This window comes from Bradyrhizobium yuanmingense (assembly GCF_025200905.1).
GTDB lineage: Bacteria > Pseudomonadota > Alphaproteobacteria > Rhizobiales > Xanthobacteraceae > Bradyrhizobium > Bradyrhizobium yuanmingense.
In genome coordinates, this window is sequence record NZ_CP104173.1 from 3,451,303 (window position 1) to 3,468,679 (window position 17,377).

Consider the following 17,377-nt stretch of genomic DNA (forward strand, 5'->3'; position numbering starts at 1 on the left):
CCAGCGCGTTCACGTCTCGATGGCGACAGTTGATCCCGGCAAGGATCGCCCTGCCATCGCCCTGGTGCCTACCCAGCCCCGGCAAGGGCTTTCGGCGGGAGTTCTGAAGCTCCGCTAATCAGTCCACCACTGATTTGGTGATTTTTCAATTAACAATTCTCCAGCTTGGGGAAATTTGCTTGCGTGCCCTCCTAGGTTGCTAATAAGTGCCGTCACATGGGGGCAAGAATGAGCAAACGAGGGAAGCGGCGGCAAACAGCACTGGCAAATCGCCAATCCAACAGCAGTGTCGGTCCAACCGTCGACGCGCGATTCTCAAAATTTCACTATACGACCGCGGCCGGGCTGATAGGCATCATCACCACACGGACGCTCTGGGCAACACACGCGAATTTCCTCAATGACACCGCAGAATGTCAGTTGCTGAGTAGGCTACTGACGCCGCAAGTCGAGAGAGAGTTTTCCGAGATTCTCCCTCGTCTCATCACACTAGGCGCATTTAAGCCAGAGTTATTGGACTCTCTAAACGGTAACACAATGCAAACGGAGGCCGAGAAGGTCACCTCTATCATTCTCAAGACGATTGAGCGCGTCTCTCCGATCTACATCACGTCATTCTGCATGCACGAAGTTGGATCACCGGAGAGTGAGCATGGACTGCTTAGTCAATGGCGGGGCTATGGACGAGGCGGATTCGCCGTGGAGTTTGATGAGAGGGAACTCGACCTGCTCACAAACGAGGAAAATCAAAAGCATTCGTATCAGGTAATGGCCACTCGGAAAGTAGAATACGAAAACCACGAAGCGGCGGCAAATCTATCGCGCTTCGACGGAATTGCAGCTGCGTTTTTGAAGGTCGCATTTGAGGATAAGGCACCTAACCTGGCGGCGCGCCCCGACATCCACAAAATACTCGGTGATCGTCATCCGCAAAATTACATCAGAGCATTTGTGGACGTTGTGCCATTCTTGAAGAGCCCACGATTTAAAGAGGAAAACGAATATCGAGTTGTTGCTCTTGCCACACGCCAAACTGTCAATTCGAGCGAACTGGATGGCAGACCGCATAAGCAAGTGCGCTTTAGGGAAGGGGCGGGGGGGACCGTCGTTCCGTATATCAGTCTATTCGAGGGGATTGGAAAGCTGCCGATCAAGAAGATAATTGTGGGTCCCCATCGTGACCAGGAGAACCAATTCAACGCTGCACGACTTCTCCTGGATCAAAATGGAATGGATGTTCCGATTGTAAGGTCGGACACCACTCTCAGATTTTGAGCATCGCTCCTGGAGAACAATGCGAGGGTACCGATGCCGGATTTGGTTCTGACTTTGCACCACTGCTACATGCACACGCTGGGCAACACTCCAGCCTTCAAAGTAATTGAAAATCATCTAGGCCGAGCCATGGTGCGATTGGCTCAACAGCCCTTCACGATCGTTCCGACGCAGCAGCCACCTGCGGGCCGCTGCCACCAGGCCCACATCATTGCGTGCCGAAACATGCGACTTCCACGGTCGCAGGATCGTAGGTCGTTCCGGCCAGGTTCACCGCGAAAATCGGGTTCGCGCTCCCTGAACGCCCGCTTGAAGCGCCCTTGATGATTCCGTTGCTGGCGGTGTCCTCGATGTTTCCGACGCATGTATAGGTCGTGTTCGCAAACGCGGTCGAGAAGTTCAGAGTGTAAGATCCTGCCGACGAGCGCGTCACGCTTGCGACGTTGTAGGCTTGGCTTATCGCTCCGCTTACACCTGTGAAGCGAACCCACGCCTTGGCCGCGCTCGGATGGCTCTGCTGCTGAGAGGGCGTGACCACTGCGGTTGTGCTGGTGGCCGTCTGCTGATCTGACTTGGTCGCAGCCGTCGCGCAGGTGCCGATCGTGGTGATCGCCGAACCAAAGCACATGACGCTGGTGACCGTTCCTGTCCCGTTCGCGGTGATCCACGACGGATTTGCACCCGCGCCACCGGACGACAGAAGCTGCCCCAGCGTGCCGGGGCTAAGAGCCGACCAGGATGAAGCCCCACGATAAACCACGCTGCCGTGCGTCGTGCCGAGCAGCTTGTCCAGCACCGCGGAAATTGGGTTATCGTCCAGGGTCGAGGTGATGCCGGAAATGTTGGACCTGATGGTCCCGTCCGGCGCGGTGCTGGGCGACACCAGCGAGTGCGCAAACCAATTGCTATAGCCGTCGGAGATGAACACGAAGGCGCCGCTTGCGACGTTGATGACGACCGGCGAAATGCCGCCGTTGATCCTGTCGTCCCCCCCGGTGGAATTCCTCACGATAGTAAGCGGCTTGTCGGCGGTGATCTTCGATCCGAGATCGATGACGTAGAGCGGCTGGCCAGGGTTGAAATCCGCGGCGCGGGGAAGAGTCCACGTGTGAGGGTCATGCCATGAGGCCAGCTTGTCCGTGGTAACGACGCGATCCGTACTACCCATCACGTAGTCGGCATCCCCGACCTTGGTCAAACTGTAGAGGTTTAAGATTTTCAGAAGCTCTGAGAATGGGAGCGCGTGAGAGGGATTGCTGTAATTCAGGGTATTGGCAATAACGCTGTTCGGCGGGAGCGTCTGATATTGCTGCGCCCGCGCCTCGATCGGCGAGATGATCAAAGCAACGGCCGCGAGAAGGACGCTGAAGAACTTTTTCATGCCGCGGTTCAATGCGATGTGGTGATCGACCATGAGATTCTTCCTATGCCTTGTTGCTTGCGATTTGCAATTCGGTCGCGCTCCGCAGCAGCATGTCACGCGCCGTTTGCAGCCGCCGCATGGCACCCTGATCCGATTGCAGTTGATGATGATGTAGCCCGCCCTTGCGAGGATGCGCGCAATAGGGCTGACCGCTGATCACGCAGTGATCGCCGTTGCAGGCGGCACAGCAATTGCTTTCGGTCAGTCCACCGAGATCGACCGCGGCGACACTCATGCCGAGGCCTTCTTGATCGGTGACGACAACACGACGTTCATCAGCATCATGTCCCGGGTGTGCTGGCCGTTGCCGGCCATGAACTCTTTGACCCAGGCATGATCGCGCATCCGCTCTGCCTTCAATCGGGCAACAGCAGCGTGTTCTTCTGGAGTGACCTCGCGATTGGTCAACGTCTCGCGGATCACTTCGTCACGGATGCCAAGATCCCGAAACATCTGGGTCGCGCCGATCATCTGAAGACGATCCGTTGACTGGAAGGGCGCATCGTCAAGCAATCCTGCCATCGCCTTATCAACGTTCGGATTGTCGCTCTCGTTGATCTTCGAGGTCAGTTCACGAAATTCCTTGGCCTCCGGGCCGTTGCCGGCGAGGAATTTATCGCGCCACTCGGCATTGCCTTTCAGCTCGTTGAGCCGGGCGGCCGCTTCCGCTCCGGTCGCCGGAATGGGCGGGGCCGGCGGCGGCGGCGGAGCCGGCGGCGGGGCCGCAGTTGCGTGGGCGACGATCATTTCACCAACCGTCTGTCCTTCTTGTCCCCACATGCTCATCGTGCAACCTCCTGGTGCTGTGTGTTGTCGGCAGCGAGACCGTCCGACAAGATGATCCGGGCCATGTCTGAGATCTTTCGGCGGTCCTTCTCGGCAGCTGCCTTGAGCCGCTGCTCGAGCTCAGCGTCGACACGCACGCCGATCATTCTGTCTTTCGACATTCGTGGTTCTCCGTGTTTGCGAAATCAAACAACCGTTAACGTTCGTCAACAACGCACCAGCTTCTTGTTGCGCAGAACCTGCATATTCTGGCTGATTTCACGGGTGATGAGCCATGTTGGCCGCTCGATGCTTCCGATGGGACGCACGGTGCGCCTGCGCTTGGCCATTTGGGCCTTGATGGGGGCAAATCGCTGGCTTCAACGTGTTATTGTCCGCTGAACACATCGAAGTCGACGCCGCGCGCGAGCTCCTGCCGTCCACCGAGGCTCTGCCGCGGGCCCGCCATGGGGAAGTTGCCGTAGCCGATGCCGTCGCAGTCGGCCAAGGCTTTGCCATGGCGCCGCATCATGATGGCGTATCTCATCGCGGAAACGAGGTCGTCGCGCTGCTTGACGATTTTGAAGTCTTCGTCGCGATGATAATTGCGCAGCTCTTCGAGCAGCTCGCCATTATGCGGCGCGATCGTGAGCTTGCCGCCGTACATCATGCCGCGGATTTCTTCGAGCGCGGGCTCGACGGCGTTGGTCTTCGTGCCGTGATTGACGGCGTGATGCATCATCATGTTGGCGCCGAAATTCTTGTACTGCTGGGCGAGCGGTAGCCCGCTGCCCTTGTCGTGCTGCGCCCCGTCATGTGGCCAGGCGATCGGGATCCGCAGGCCGCGCGCCATCGAGTGAATGCGCTGGACGTGATAGAGCGCCGAGCTTCGCTCCATCCGGAACGAGTCCACGACCCAAACGTGGCCGGTGTCGTGCGCCCATGCAATCAGCACCGCGGCGAACGGATGGCCGTATCCGAAGTCGATGCCGACAGACCAGCGCGCGTAGGTCGGAATATCAGTGTCCGGATTGAAGCTTTTCGAGATGGCCGGCAGGAGCTCAATCGGAAAGATCGGGCCGGCGCCGAGCTGCGGGGTGCCCTCGATCCGCGCCTCGCGTTCGTGCTCGGCATAGCCAGAGGAGAGCTCCTCTCGTCGAGCCTCCGAGATGTGCTTGACCTCGGAGGAGGGGATACGAAAGACGGCGCGATCTGACGATGGTTCGGAAAGGAACTTGTAGGTCACGCCGGCCGCGGCGCCTTCGCCGACCGGGGTAAACGAAACGATCAGGTGACCGTCGGTCGCGGAGGTGCGCGCCAGGAGCTCGCTGTAGATGTCCTCGCTCGGCCGCTCATCGATCCAGATCAGGTCGACGGATTCGCCTTGCAGCTTCTCGCGCCGCATCTCGAAAGACTTGAAGGTGAGGCTGGACGTACCGTCGGCGACGCCGTCGGTCTGGTGCGTGACAAACATGGTGTCGATCGCACCGGTACCGCCCGGGACCATCACTGGCTTTTTGCCGAAGCTCTCAAGCGGAATCATGCCGGTGCCGAACTCGTCATCGCCGCAAAGTTTCTTTTGCAACGTGTCGCGCACCAGCTGGCCGGACTCGCCGACGGCCCAGACGCGGACCGGCTTGTCGAACCGCTTTCCGGTCCACCAATCTGGGTAGAGCCCAGTCATGTGCAGCGCAACCTCGAACGCGGCGGACAGGGTCTTGCCGGACTGGTTGCCGCCATAGATCAGCCGCTGGTGCACGCCGCTCGATCCGGCCATGAAGAAAGCCTTCTGGCTCGGGTACCAGTAACTTTGATCGAGGAAGTCGATGCGGCGATACTTCTTGCGCCGCTCGCTCGACGACAGCGTCTGACGAGCCAGCCGAATGAGGCCCTGGGGATCCGGGGTATCGTCAGCCATTGATCACCTGTCCGTCGATCAGTTTCGCTTCCATGGCGCGCCGCGCAGCGTCAGCCGCCTCGAGCCGCTCGAGCCGCGCCAGCCCGTTGCCGCCGAACGTCTCGAGCATCTTCTCGCGGGAGACACCGAGCTGCCGGAGCGCGCGCAGCTCCTCAAGCGCCTCAGCGTCCGGGTCGATAACGCGGTGGGTGATGTCGACTGTCTGCTTGCTCACGACCGGGTCGACGCGGTCGAGCAGGGACAGCACAGCCCGGCCATGGTCGCGGTGCTTGCTGTCGCGGATCATGGCGAGCAGGGCGGCCACTGCCTCAGGATGGCTGCCGCGGAGATATTTCCGGCTTTCCTCCGCGATCGCCGCAATCATCCGGTCATCGTGCGCGATCTTCCAGGCGATCTTCGCCACGTTCGGGGTGGTCGAGTCCTTCCCGAAACCAGCCGCCCGCGCCGCGCGCGCGTAACGCCCATGCCCGGGCTTGCCGGTGATGAGCTCGTGGCAGAACGCGCGCCACTGGTCGTTCGGCAACGCCCGCATCGCCGGTCCGAGCTGCCCCCAGTCTGGCTTGGCCGGGGCAGGGGCCACCGTACGCTTCGCCCGCGCCATCAAGCCACCTCGCGCACAGCGGCCGCCGCACGCCGCTCCTGGATGGCCCGCTCGACGATCCGCCGCAACAGCGACCCCGCCGACCGATCCTCCTCGCGCGCCCAGGTCTCGAGCTCGGTCTTGATCTCCGGCTCGGCCTCAAACGTCACCTTCTCGCGCTTCATCCGCACACCTCCGAATTGATGTGCGCGACCGTGCAGCGAGGGGAGGCCGTCTTCAACGCACCGGGAAAATCGGAAGAAGGTTTGAGAGCGGCGCCGAGTGGGGAGGTGGGTCATGCGATTGGCGAGAGGGCGGCCGCTTCGGGGGTACCCCCCGGGGGGCGGGTCTGTTTGGTTCGAGATGCCAATATGGGCGCGATCGACATTCTTCCCATGGCATTCCCATCGATGTGCGAGAGCGGGGAGAACGGCAAAAATCACCGTAAAATCAATGATGTTAGCCTCCTCGGCTAACAGTGTCGCAGACTGCTGGTCGTGGATGGTTGGGCCGGGCTGGGAATATCTACCCGATGAGAGGCAAACGAGGGCGTTCCTCGCGCGTGTGCGTGCGTGCAGGTGGACTATGGAAACACGGTGAGGCTGTGGAAGCTGGTCGTGCGTGAAATGCCTTCCGGTCGGTGGCCAGCGGTGCGCCTCCAAGCGTCGCCGAAGGCAGAGCGCTGGTGGCGCAAAGCGGGTGAGGTGGGATGCGTGCGAGGCCGGGTTGCGCCATTGATGCACCATGGCAGCAATGGGCAATGGCGCGCGCTTTTGCGCCATGCCACGCCCTAGGGAAAAATCAATAGCGGAGCAGGCTCGGCCGCTCCATTGATGCGCTATTGATTTTGCTGCAATGGAGCACATCACGACGGCCTCTTTCCGTGGCAGACGCGGAGGCCCTTGAGGGGCTTGCGTGTGATGGGATCGGCGTAGTCCTCGCGGAGCAGGACGCCGTTCTTGACCCACGTCTTCACGATTTCGCGGCACTGCGGCTCCGTGCGGTCGTGGCAATGGCGCTGGACGACCTGCCAGGCGGCGCGCTCGGCGCCCTTGGATGCGTCGGAATAGCGCTGGCCGTTCGGCAGGCCGGCCTCGATCTCGTCGAGCACAGCGTTGAGCTGGGCGCCGCTGATGCCGTCCCAGGTCTTCGGCGGTTGCCACGGAATGACCGTCTGCACCTCGTCGCCCTGTGGATAATCCGGCGTGCCATTCTCGAGGCGGACGCCGATCAGCTTGAACCACGTGGCCTCGCCCGACGGTGGCGCGATGTTGACCTTGGAACTGTCCAGGCGCACGTAAAGCCGCCGCTCCTCGGTTGGGATGCCGAAGGTCTCGCCCTCGTTGTCCGCCATCCTGGTGAGCGTGTACATGAGCCGGCCGGCGTCCCGTGCGGCGCTGGCACCGCGGCCCGCGTCGGCGTCCCCGGCGATCTGCAGGCCCTTCTTCGTATGGTGCGGCACGTCGACGGCGATGTTGAATTCGATCGCCAGTTTCACAAGCAGGTCGCAGACGAAATCCATCGCGCCGTTGTCGTTCTCTTCGAGAGCGTGGAGCTTGACGAAGGGATCCAGCCCGACCAGGTCGATCTGTCGGTCCCGGATGGTTCTCCGCAGCATCGCCTCCAGTGGCCCCGCCGCGCGCGCTCCGTCCTTCAGTCCTGCCAGCTTGATGCCCTTTGGCGTGGCGCAAAACAGCCAGCCCTTGAGGTCGGCGGGCGCGATGTCGTGGTGAATGCGCGCCGCGGCGAGACGGCGCTGCAACTCGCTGTCGTCGTCCTCCAGGCTGAGCAGGAGCACCCGGCAGCGCTTGAACACGTGCTGACCGGTCAGCGGCCGCCCGGTGGCGAGCGCGAGGTACTGCAGCGTGCGGAGCGCGGTCTTGCCGGTGGCGCCGGGTGCAAGCAGGCCAGACAGAAAACGGCGACAGAACTGGTTGCCGAGCAGCCATTCCCGCGGAGGCGGGAGGGTCGAGCAGTCCCCGGCGTCCCACTCGTTGAGGCTCGGGCAGGGAGCTGGCTCGTCCACACCGGCGTTATACAGTGGCTCGCCGTCCACGCTCTCGGGATAACGATCATGCACAGGCCCGTGCTCGCGCTCCCAGGCCCTGTCGGCCTCCCTGCGGGCTTCCGCGGCTCGCCAGCTTGCCTCGGCCGCGGCCGCGCTCATGCCGCCATAGGCGGGATCGTGCAGCCACGGCTGTTCGGTGTGGGCGTCCATCACAAGGCCCCCCGTGCGACCGCGAAGGGCACAGCGATGGTATGCTGGACGCGATCGGCCCCGAATTCGTCGACGAGGAGCCAACGCTCGGCGAGGCGCCAGAGATTGTCCACCGCCGTCTGCAGGTCGACCCAGCCTTCCAGAAAAAACCACACGTGATGCCCGACGCATTCCTCGAAATCGTGGATGTCGCCGAGCGCGATGGGTGCTGAGACCTGAAGAGGCGCGTTCATTGCGCGTCCTCCTCGATCAGGCCGAGCTCCTGCGCCGTCGCGAGCGCTTTCGCGACACCGGCGGCGAACTCTTCAAGTCGCGCCATGCCGATGGTTACGCCGCGTTGCGTCGGGACGCTCCGGCCTTCCTCGTTAGTGCCGAACATGCGGCAATCAAGGAACGTGTGGCCTTCGTAATGCTTGATCGCGATGACGATGCTCTGCTTGCGATTGCGAGCCGATTTCCAGAATTTCGCGATCTCGATCGGCTCGTCAGGTGTCGGCAGGCTGCTCATGGCGTCACCTGATCGAGTGCCGCACCGATCGGCGAGGATGTTTCGCCGCGGCTGCTGCGCTTCATGGCAAGCTTGATCGCCGCGAGGTCGGCGCCATGTTGCAAGGCGAAGGAGAGAGCGATCGCGGCGTCTGATGCCAGCGCGTCAAGTGCGCTGTTCGCGTGAGCGGCGTTGATGAAGATTTCGCCTAGCCGGCCATCGGCGTAATAGCCCGCTGTCATGGTGAAGTCGGCGCCGGCGTGCTCGAACGAAAGCGTTTCGGAGGCTCTGCGGTTCGGCAGGCGTTGACGCGCGATTCCGGTTTGCTGTAAGGGCATGTTGCTGATCTCGACGTGATTGCGGCCGGTCTCTGGGGTGGTGCCCAGGCCGGCCGTTGCTTTTCGGGATTAGGCTGCGGGTGCTGCGAGCTCGCCGCGGGTCAGCTTGCGGAGCTGTCCGACGTTTGCGCCCTTCTTGCCAGCGCTGATCGGGAAAGTCGGAATGGGCGGGTTGCGGCGCCAGGTCCGTTCGGAGATCCCGGACACCAGCGCGCAAATCTTGAGCGATGTCGCTGCGCTGTCGGGCAAGCGCTCGAAGCGATCAAGGATCGCGATTTCTTTCTCGGACAAGCGGGGCATCGACACGGCTCCTTTGGTTCGGATGGCCGTGAAGTTGCGTGATGTCCGCGTGCGCTTGCAGTCTAGTCCTTTTGCAAAAAATCCTGCTGTAGGTTTTTCCGAGAAAATCCTACAGGCCGCCGTTCGTTATGAGCGGGCGTCGGCGCCACACAGCGTCTTCCGAGACCGGCCCATCCCACGTGCCGGCTTCAATTGCCTTGCGCCGCTCGCGGAGCAGTTCGCGTATGTATGCTTCAATGGTTTCTCGGCTCGGCTTGCGCCTCGGCGTAAGCTGCTCGTCATCGGGGAGCTTTGCGTTCTCCGCTTCGATCTGCCTAGCCAACTCGCGAACGTTCGGCTCGAGCATGTCGTCGTACCGCTCGATCAGACGCCAACCCTTCAGCTTGTTGAGCTCGTTCTGGGTTGTTGGCTTTGCCCATTTCTCAAACATCGCTCTCGCTACGTCGAGACCATGCGCTTCCTCAATTTCGTGGAACAGGAAGCTGACGCGCATGGCTGCGCCGGTCTTGGTCGTGGTCGGATTGGATTGCAGGAAAAGCTTCTTCAAATTTTCCGACATCGCGTCATGCCTCCGCCCGCTTCAGAGGGGTGACGTTGCTGTCGGCCGCGACGATCCAGGCGAGGTGATCGGCCCAGAGGTTCAGCGCCTCGACGCGCTCGCGCAGGTACAGCGCTCGGTTATAGACGCCTCCCACGCCGCTCTTGCCACTCTGATGACTGGACACGTGGTTCAGGATGGCCTCGACCACATGCGGCAGGATGCCCAAGCGATCGTTCATCAGTGTCGACATGGTCCGCCGCAGGTCGTGCGGTCGCCAGTGATCCAATGGCTTACCGAGATCCTTTTCGATGCGCGCGTCCAGGCGCTCCTTACAGCGGGACCAGCCAGAGAAGCCCTGTTGACCGATGCCGAACACGAACTCGCGGAGGCTTCCATCGCTGTTGGTTCGCCGGGTCTGCGCGCCCACGATCGCAAAGGCCGACTTCGATAGCGGTACGATGTGCGGCCGCTTGTTCTTGGTGCGCTCGGCCGGCAGGTCAATTGCGTCGATGTCGAAGGCCGGCAGTTTGATCGCGTCTGTGACGCGCTTTTCGGGCACTGTCGCCATGGTGATCTCGGGCCAGCGGAGGCTTGCAATCTCATCAGCACGCTGCCCGGTGAGCATCATCAATTTGAGAATCGCCCCGTGGTGATCGTCGCCGGCGTGCTTCCAAATCGCGCGAAGCTCGTGATCCTTGAGGACGCGGTCGCGGCTGACCTCCTCGGCCTTTGCTGTGTTGAGGACGGGGTTGTCCTCGATTCCATCGAAACCCTCAGACATGGCCCAGCCGAAAAAGTCGGAAAGGGTTGAGCGGACACGATTCGCCGCCACCGGGCCGCTGTTCGTCCTGATCGTGCCGATCAGTTCCGCGATGTCCCGACGGCTGATCTTGGCGGCCTGGAGCCCGTTGAGCGGCTTGGCGTGCTTCAGGATGTGGCGCTCGGTCTCGGTGTAGGTGCCCGGTCGGGTGGTTTCCTTCTTCGCGGCTAGGAACTTCTTGGCGACAGCCTCGAAGGTGTCGCTCGCCCGCTTCCGGCTCTCGGTCTTGTCGCCGGCAGGATCCTCACCAAGCTTCACTTTGGCGTGAAGCTGGGCGGCGTGCTCGCGGATGCCGAGTTTCACTCGCCCGTCAGCGTCCTTGACTGACTTGAAGCTCTCCGGCGTGGCGGAGCCGAGGCTCATGCGGCGCTGCTTGTCGCCGAGGGCATACTGGAAGACCCAACTCCTCGAGCCGCCGGCGCGCACGCGTAGGCCGAAGCCGGGGATGTCATCGTCGAAGAAAATCTTGTCCGTCTCGCCGGCCCTCAGCCGCGCCGCTCCAAAGCCCTTCGCCGTCAACTTCATCGGTTGCCCCCTGCCTGGGAAGACTATGGGAAGATGCAGGCTGTCCGTAGTTGGCCGCGAGTGTCCGTCCAGACTGCTGGTCTGGTAGGATTCTGAGTGATTTGCGAGGGGGTTACCAGTCCATTTGTCTCGTGGTGGCCGCCTTGTCCACTGGAACGGCCTGCTTTGGGTACTGCAGGTCGTTGGTTCGAATCCAGCTGCCCCGACCAGTCCCGGGCGGCGCTGGCCTAGAGGTCAGCATCCAACCGGCAATGGCCAGGCATCTACGCGTCCGGCCTCCGCTTCGCGCGGAAATCAGCAAAGCCTCATCGAACCTTCGCCCGTCGCGATAGACAAATCCGTGTTGGGGATTTCAGCGCCCAATGTCTAAACGGACGCCGCCAAGCGATGAATATTCCGCTTGCGCGGCGTTGCGTTTTGTCCGCCGCGCTCGTCAGTTCGAGGCGTACCAGCCGGGCGGAAATGGCACGTACGGCCAGGCCATCTGATTGTCGTTGGCGGCTTGCGGCGGCCGTTGCGACGCCATGCTCACGATTGGCGCGGGCGGGATCACGCGCAACGCGAGGCGCAGACGCGCACATTGCAATTTCATCATTGTCGTCCCCCCCCCAGCAATCTACTTGCTTCCAAACGTCCGATCGTCTGCAAAGTTCAGTCTTAAAATCGCCCTGCGCCGAAACGGCGCGCCCGTCCTCAAATCACGGGCATTCTAGAAAAACCGGCGCGGGCTTTCAACCAAACGCGCCGCTCCATCCCAAGAAGTAAGGTTGATCGGCAAGGTTAAAGGCGAGCGGCTGTTGCGGCCGTTTGGCTGGCTGCTATCAGATCGGTCCCGGCTCGCGATGGGCTGTCGACTCTGTGCCACCACAGATGACTGTTCGTCGCGGCGCGCGGATCAGCCTAAGTTCTGCGCCAGCGAGTTCTGCCATGTCTATTGACCGCAACATCGGGACCATCGGTCCGCAGTCAAACTGGACCGAGATCTGGCACCTCTGGACGGTGATCGTGCCGCGCCGCTCCATCAACGGGCAGTTCGTGCTCGGCAAGGTCTGGCGCCGCCATGACGGCCGCGACTGGATCTACAAGAAGTTCACCGAGTTCGACGGCGAAGAGGCGGCCTAACTGCCGCCTCTCTCAGGCCGCCTTCGCCTCCGCAGCCGGCTTGGCCGGCGGCGGCTTCAGCGGCTTGTCCTGCTTCTTCGACCACGAGATGTAATAAGCCACCGTCGTCATGATCGCGATGCCGGCGACGCTGACGAAGATCTGCGCGAGCAGCGACCCTGAGCTCATCGACAGCTCGAAATGACCGACGAAGGACAGGAACACGCCGACGCAGAACACGGCGAGCGACTGCTGGCCACAGACGATCAAGGGGTCGAACACCTTCCACTCCAGCCCCGGCCACTCCTTCGGCACGAAGCGGATCACCAGGATCACGATCACCACGAAGTGGAGGAAGCGATACGGTGCGAGGTTGGTCTTGTCATTGGGGTTGAAGGCCGAGAACAGCCATTCCGGGAACATGCCGCCGAAGGTGGGGAAACGGCCGGCCATGGTCATGACCAGCGCGAACAGGAGATAACCGAGGCAGACCCACAGCGTAACAGGCGAATTGATCAGCGTTGCCGAGCGCCGCGCGCCCCCCATCGAGCACCAGGCGCCGAACACGAACAGCACCTGCCAGCAATAGGGGTTGAAGTACCACTGGCCGGCCGGATAGGCGTTCAGGTTCCAGCCGTAATGGCGCGCGGCGAGCCACAGCACGATCGACAGTATCATCGTCAAATCGGGCTTGCGCAGCATGAACCACAGCACCGGCGGAAACAGGCCCATCAGCACGATGTAAAGCGGCAGCACGTCGAGGTTGAGCGGCTTGAAGCGCAGGAACAGGCCCTGGCGCAGCGTCTCGGTGGCGTTGTCGACGAGGCCGGCGACGTTGAACTCGTTGATCATCTCGGAATCGCCGAAGCGCAGCGCGAGATAGCTGATTGATGCGATGTAGATCACGAACAGGATGATGTGGGCGACATAGAGCTGCCAGACCCGCTTGGTCAGCCGCGTGGCACCGACGATGAAGCCGCGGTCCAGCATCATCCGTGCATAGACGAAGGAGGCGGTGTAGCCGGAGATGAAGACGAACAGGTCGGCCGCGTCGGAAAAGCCGTAGTTGCGGGTCGTGATCCAGTTCACGACGTTGTCGGGGATATGGTCGAGAAAGATCGCCCAGTTTGCGACACCGCGAAACAGGTCGAGCCGGAGGTCGCGACCCTTGTCGGGAAGTGTGGCGCTGACGTTCAGGAAGGCCATGCGTCGGGAGCTTTCAGAGAGGACAGAAGCACGGAGATCGATGAAACCGGGCCGCCAAACGGGGTCCCAGGATGAAACGCGGGTACGCAATTGTCACGGTGCAGCATAATGACTATACCGTTGGCGAGGGTTGCCGGGCCCGGAATCAGGATCAGTTCCCAACCGGCTTCTCTATACTATCCCCGAGATTTCCACCAACTGCCACCGTGACGCATCGAAATCGAACGGAAAGACCAAGAGGCCCCGACCAGTCATGACCGCACGCATTTTCAAGCCCGCCAAAAACGCGATGCAATCCGGCCGGTCCAAGACCAGGGAATGGCAGCTCGATTACGAGCCGGAGCAGCCGCGCTCGGTCGAGCCGCTGATGGGCTGGACCTCGTCGGCCGACATGAAGCAGCAAATAACGCTGCGCTTCCACAGCAAGGAAGAGGCGATCGCCTATTGCGAGCGCAAGGGCATCGCCTACCAGGTGATCGAGCCCAAGGAGTCGATCCGCCGGCCGGTTGCCTATGCCGACAATTTCTCGTTCCGCCGCGGCGAACCCTGGACGCATTGAGGGGCCATTCTCACCCGAAGCATCCAAAGTGCCGTCATGCCCGGGCTTGTCCCGGGCATCCACATTTTTGGCGGTAGACGAAGAACGTGGATGGCCGGGACGAGCCCGGCCATGAAGAAGGGAGCGGCTGGTCGCCCGCGCCTGAGAACCCTTGGCACCAATTCCGCCCCGTGCTTCGCTGCCTCGCATGACACGACCAGGACGAGGTGGGGGATGGCGGGGCGTGACCAGCTCGACGGCGTCGATCTGAAAATCCTATCCGAACTGCAGCAGGACGGGCGGGTTCGCAACAACGAGCTGGCGCTGCGCGTCGGCGTGTCCGCGCCGAACTGCCTGCGGCGGCTGAAGTCGCTGTTCAGCCGCGGCGTGATCCGGGCGGTTCGCGCCGTGATCGACGAGCGGCTGCTCGGCTACGAGGTGGTGTCGTTCGTCTCGATCCAGCTCGGCAGCCAGGCCCAGCCGGTGCTGGAGGCGTTCGAGAGCTCGATCGCCGCAATCCCGCGCATCCAGCAATGCTGGCGGATTTCCGGCGACACCGACTATCTGCTCAAATGCGTGGCCCCGAGTGTCGAGAGTATGCGGCAGCAGCTCCTGCATTTCGCCGCGATGCCTAACGTCAAGAACGTGCGCAGCTTCCCCGTGCTCGGGGTTGCCAAGGACGTGCCGCTGCCGTTGCACGAGGTCGCGGTGGCATAGCGGCAGGCTAGGGCGTGATGAAATGAGGCTTGATCGCCGAACGACGGTAGTGCGTTCCCTCTCCCGCTTGCGGGAGAGGGTTGGGGAGAGAGTGCTTCCGCATTGGGACAATCCCCAAGAGGAGAAAGCCCTCACCCGGCGCGCGGGACGATGCTTCGCATCGCCCGGACGCGCCGACCTCTCCCGCAAGCGGGAGAGGTTGCACCGAGCCCGTGGCTATCGATTCAACCCAAAACCATTCCGCTTTAGGGCTGCGAATATCCCAGCGGAAATCGGAATTTCAGCGGCGCGCGTCAGCGATAGCGGCCCCGAAACTCGCGCGGGCTTGTGCCAGTCCAGGTCCGAAAGGCCCGCGAAAAGCTTTTCTCGTTGCGGAAGCCGGCGATCTCGGCGATGCGCTTGATCGGCGTGCGGCCGCGCATCAGCTCCTGTTTGGCCAGCTCGAATTTCGTCTCCTCCTTGAGATCGCGCAGCGAGGTGGACTCCTCGCGCAGACGGCGATGCATCGTGCGGGTGGAGAGCGCAAGCTCGCGCGCGACGTCCTCGGCGCCGAGGACCCGTCCGCGCGCTTCTCGCAGCACGCGGCGGACGCGCTCGACCAGCAGGCGGTCGCGCCGGTACGGCAGCACGGTGAGCCGGAGCGCGCCCTTGAGCATGTTGTCGAGATCGGCCGCGCTGCGCGTCAGCGGCAGCGACAGATAGTGCTTGTCGAAGACGATGGCCGCGCGGTTCGCATCGAAGCGGACGGTCCGGCAAAAGATGGTCGGATAGACCGAGACGTGGCCGGGCTCTGAGTAAGGAAACTCAGCCGCGCGGAGCGCGATCTGGGAGTCGACAGCCCAGCATGAGAAGCCGAGGACGTAGCGGAACAGCGTGACGAGGCAGAACTCGCGGAAGGGCCCGAGGTCACGGAGCTGACGGATCGACACGACGGCGGTCTCTTCGCCAACCTCGAGATCGAGCAGCACATCCTCTGTGACCAAGCGGTGATGCCGGCACCAGCGCTTGAGCGCGACCTCCAGCGTGGGTGCGGTGATCGAGGCCCGGCACAGCATGCCGTAGGTGCCCCATGGCAGCCGGCGCGAGAACCAGCCAAGCGCCTCGTCATCGAGCTCGCGCATGGCATGGCCCGCCAGCGCTTCGAACTGGGCCGCGGTCACACGCCCATCAGGAGAATTCACAAGCTCCGGCGCGACCTGACCCCGGCTCAAGGCTTCGGCGGGATCGCGGCCGTAATGCTCGTACGCGGCCACCACGCCGCGGACGAAGGCGGCGGGCGTGACGGCGCGGCGCGGAATCGCGGTGGCGGCTTGAAAAGGCATCGGAATTCCTTTCGGAAATCCTCGCCAAGTTTGGCGGAAAATGCAACCTTTTCGACTGCAAGAGGGCCGGGACCGGGCTAGTTTCGGAGCCCAAAATACGGAGGACTCGCCTTGAACATCCCGAGCATCGATTTCGATCTGGGCGAAGACATCAGCCTGCTGCGCGACACCGTTCGTTCGTTCGTGGAGGCGGAGATCACCCCGCGTGCCGCCGAGATCGAAAAGGCTAATCTTTTCCCCGCAGACCTCTGGAAGCGCTTCGGCGACCTCGGCCTGCTCGGCATGACCGCGCCGGAGCGATATGGCGGCTCCAATATGGGCTATCTCGCCCATATCGTCGCCATGGAGGAAATCTCGCGCGGTTCGGCGGCTGTGGCCCTGTCCTACGGCGCCCATTCCAATCTTTGCGTCAACCAGATCCGCCGCAACGGCAATGACGCGCAGCGGCAGCGTTATCTGCCGAAGCTGATCTCAGGCGAATATGTCGGTGCGCTCGCGATGTCCGAGCCGGGCGCCGGCTCCGACGTGGTCTCGATGAAGCTGCGCGCCGACAAGCGCGGCGACCGCTACGTGCTCAACGGCTCCAAGATGTGGATCACAAACGGCGGCGATGCCGACGTGCTGGTGGTCTATGCCAAGACCGATCCGGAGGCCGGGCCGCGCGGCATGACCGCGTTCCTGGTCGAGAAGGGTTTTAAGGGCTTCACACACGGCCAGCATCTGGACAAGCTCGGCATGCGCGGGTCCAACACCTATCCGCTGTTCTTCGACGATTGTGAGGTGCCGGAGGAGAATGTGATGGGCAAGGTGGGCGAGGGCGTCAAAGTGCTGATGTCCGGCCTCGATTACGAGCGCGCGGTGCTCTCGGGTGGCCCGCTCGGCATCATGGCGGCCTGCATGGATGCGGTGGTGCCCTACATGCATGAACGCAAGCAGTTCGGCCAGCCGATCGGCGACTTCCAGCTGATGCAGGGCAAGCTCGCCGACATGTATGCGACCTGGCAGGCCACGCGCGCCTATGTCTATGCGGTGGGCCGCGCCTGCGACCGCGCCGACCACGCGCGCACCCTGCGCAAGGACGCGGCTGCTGCGATCCTCTATTCCGCGGAGAAGGCAACGTGGATGGCGGGCGAAGCAATCCAGGCGCTGGGCGGCGTCGGCTATACCTCCGAATTCCCGGTCGGGCGCCTGTGGCGCGACGCCAAGCTCTACGAGATCGGCGCGGGCACCTCGGAGGTGCGCCGCATGCTGATCGGCCGCGAGCTGATGGCCGAGACGGCTTAAGTCCTTCACCCCATTGGAA

The 17,377-nt window shown here is 62.4% G+C and carries 22 protein-coding genes; 5 read left to right on the plus strand and 17 right to left on the minus strand.

The window, feature by feature from the left end:
* Window positions 1-228: 228 nt before the first annotated feature.
* Window positions 229-1,275: a DUF2971 domain-containing protein gene (locus N2605_RS16235; protein ID WP_260347236.1), complete on the plus strand. Its 1,047-nt coding sequence runs from the start codon at window positions 229-231 to the stop codon at window positions 1,273-1,275.
* Window positions 1,276-1,483: 208 nt separating this feature from the next.
* Here N2605_RS16235 and N2605_RS16240 read toward each other — a convergent pair whose 3' ends face one another.
* From N2605_RS16240 to N2605_RS16310, 15 genes are all read right to left on the minus strand, one after another.
* A complete protein-coding gene (locus tag N2605_RS16240) occupies window positions 1,484-2,689 on the minus strand; it encodes a hypothetical protein (RefSeq protein ID WP_260347237.1) in 1,206 nt (401 codons plus the stop codon).
* Between the two features lie 10 nt (window positions 2,690-2,699).
* A complete protein-coding gene (locus N2605_RS16245) occupies window positions 2,700-2,933 on the minus strand; it encodes a hypothetical protein (RefSeq protein ID WP_260347238.1) in 234 nt (77 codons plus the stop codon).
* Window positions 2,930-3,484, minus strand: a complete 555-nt coding sequence (locus N2605_RS16250) for a hypothetical protein (protein ID WP_260347239.1) — start codon at window positions 3,482-3,484, stop codon at window positions 2,930-2,932. Before N2605_RS16250 ends, N2605_RS16245 begins: the two co-directional genes overlap by 4 nt.
* Window positions 3,481-3,645 carry a hypothetical protein gene (locus tag N2605_RS16255; RefSeq protein WP_225150745.1) on the minus strand — a complete coding sequence of 55 codons (165 nt, stop codon included), beginning with the start codon at window positions 3,643-3,645 and terminating at the stop codon, window positions 3,481-3,483. Before N2605_RS16255 ends, N2605_RS16250 begins: the two co-directional genes overlap by 4 nt.
* Window positions 3,646-3,690: 45 nt before the next feature.
* A complete protein-coding gene (locus N2605_RS16260) occupies window positions 3,691-3,813 on the minus strand; it encodes a hypothetical protein (protein ID WP_260347240.1) in 123 nt (40 codons plus the stop codon).
* Between the two features lie 38 nt (window positions 3,814-3,851).
* Window positions 3,852-5,381 (minus strand): terminase large subunit domain-containing protein, encoded by a 1,530-nt coding sequence (locus tag N2605_RS16265; protein ID WP_260347241.1) that lies wholly within the window; start codon window positions 5,379-5,381, stop codon window positions 3,852-3,854.
* Window positions 5,374-5,982, minus strand: a complete 609-nt coding sequence (locus N2605_RS16270) for a hypothetical protein (protein WP_260347242.1) — start codon at window positions 5,980-5,982, stop codon at window positions 5,374-5,376. The genes N2605_RS16265 and N2605_RS16270 overlap by 8 nt, the downstream gene beginning before the upstream one ends.
* Window positions 5,982-6,146, minus strand: coding sequence for a hypothetical protein (locus N2605_RS16275; protein ID WP_225150737.1), 165 nt, complete (start codon window positions 6,144-6,146; stop codon window positions 5,982-5,984). The genes N2605_RS16270 and N2605_RS16275 overlap by 1 nt, the downstream gene beginning before the upstream one ends.
* A gap of 680 nt (window positions 6,147-6,826) precedes the next feature.
* Entirely contained in the window at window positions 6,827-8,179 is a 1,353-nt protein-coding gene (locus N2605_RS16280; RefSeq protein WP_260347243.1) for an AAA family ATPase, read from the minus strand.
* Complete coding sequence (locus N2605_RS16285) at window positions 8,179-8,412, minus strand: hypothetical protein (protein ID WP_260347244.1); 234 nt, start codon at window positions 8,410-8,412, stop codon at window positions 8,179-8,181. The genes N2605_RS16280 and N2605_RS16285 overlap by 1 nt, the downstream gene beginning before the upstream one ends.
* Window positions 8,409-8,687: a hypothetical protein gene (locus N2605_RS16290; protein WP_260347245.1), complete on the minus strand. Its 279-nt coding sequence runs from the start codon at window positions 8,685-8,687 to the stop codon at window positions 8,409-8,411. The genes N2605_RS16285 and N2605_RS16290 overlap by 4 nt, the downstream gene beginning before the upstream one ends.
* Entirely contained in the window at window positions 8,684-9,004 is a 321-nt protein-coding gene (locus tag N2605_RS16295; protein ID WP_260347246.1) for a hypothetical protein, read from the minus strand. The genes N2605_RS16290 and N2605_RS16295 overlap by 4 nt, the downstream gene beginning before the upstream one ends.
* A 69-nt stretch (window positions 9,005-9,073) precedes the next feature.
* Window positions 9,074-9,304 (minus strand): hypothetical protein, encoded by a 231-nt coding sequence (locus N2605_RS16300; protein ID WP_225150727.1) that lies wholly within the window; start codon window positions 9,302-9,304, stop codon window positions 9,074-9,076.
* Between the two features lie 109 nt (window positions 9,305-9,413).
* Window positions 9,414-9,863, minus strand: a complete 450-nt coding sequence (locus N2605_RS16305) for a hypothetical protein (protein ID WP_225186362.1) — start codon at window positions 9,861-9,863, stop codon at window positions 9,414-9,416.
* Window positions 9,864-9,867: 4 nt separating this feature from the next.
* Window positions 9,868-11,190, minus strand: a complete 1,323-nt coding sequence (locus N2605_RS16310; protein ID WP_260347247.1) for a tyrosine-type recombinase/integrase — start codon at window positions 11,188-11,190, stop codon at window positions 9,868-9,870.
* A 927-nt stretch (window positions 11,191-12,117) separates the two neighbouring features.
* On the opposite strand from N2605_RS16310, the gene N2605_RS16315 reads away from it, so the two are divergent.
* Window positions 12,118-12,312 carry a hypothetical protein gene (locus N2605_RS16315; RefSeq protein ID WP_036027955.1) on the plus strand — a complete coding sequence of 65 codons (195 nt, stop codon included), beginning with the start codon at window positions 12,118-12,120 and terminating at the stop codon, window positions 12,310-12,312.
* Window positions 12,313-12,324: 12 nt separating this feature from the next.
* Here N2605_RS16315 and N2605_RS16320 read toward each other — a convergent pair whose 3' ends face one another.
* Window positions 12,325-13,497, minus strand: a complete 1,173-nt coding sequence (locus N2605_RS16320) for an OpgC domain-containing protein (RefSeq protein WP_036027956.1) — start codon at window positions 13,495-13,497, stop codon at window positions 12,325-12,327.
* Window positions 13,498-13,750: 253 nt separating this feature from the next.
* Here N2605_RS16320 and N2605_RS16325 point away from each other — a divergent pair, with 253 nt between their 5' ends.
* Both N2605_RS16325 and N2605_RS16330 read left to right on the plus strand, forming a co-directional pair.
* On the plus strand, window positions 13,751-14,056 hold the full coding sequence (locus N2605_RS16325) for an ETC complex I subunit (RefSeq protein ID WP_024337795.1): 306 nt from the start codon (window positions 13,751-13,753) through the stop codon (window positions 14,054-14,056).
* A 213-nt stretch (window positions 14,057-14,269) separates the two neighbouring features.
* Window positions 14,270-14,752: an Lrp/AsnC family transcriptional regulator gene (locus N2605_RS16330; protein WP_260347248.1), complete on the plus strand. Its 483-nt coding sequence runs from the start codon at window positions 14,270-14,272 to the stop codon at window positions 14,750-14,752.
* A gap of 293 nt (window positions 14,753-15,045) precedes the next feature.
* On the opposite strand, the gene N2605_RS16335 is transcribed toward N2605_RS16330, so the two are convergent.
* On the minus strand, window positions 15,046-16,074 hold the full coding sequence (locus tag N2605_RS16335; protein ID WP_260347249.1) for an AraC family transcriptional regulator: 1,029 nt from the start codon (window positions 16,072-16,074) through the stop codon (window positions 15,046-15,048).
* Between the two features lie 111 nt (window positions 16,075-16,185).
* On the opposite strand from N2605_RS16335, the gene N2605_RS16340 reads away from it, so the two are divergent.
* Window positions 16,186-17,358: an isovaleryl-CoA dehydrogenase gene (locus N2605_RS16340; RefSeq protein ID WP_260347250.1), complete on the plus strand. Its 1,173-nt coding sequence runs from the start codon at window positions 16,186-16,188 to the stop codon at window positions 17,356-17,358.
* Window positions 17,359-17,377: the final 19 nt, after the last annotated feature.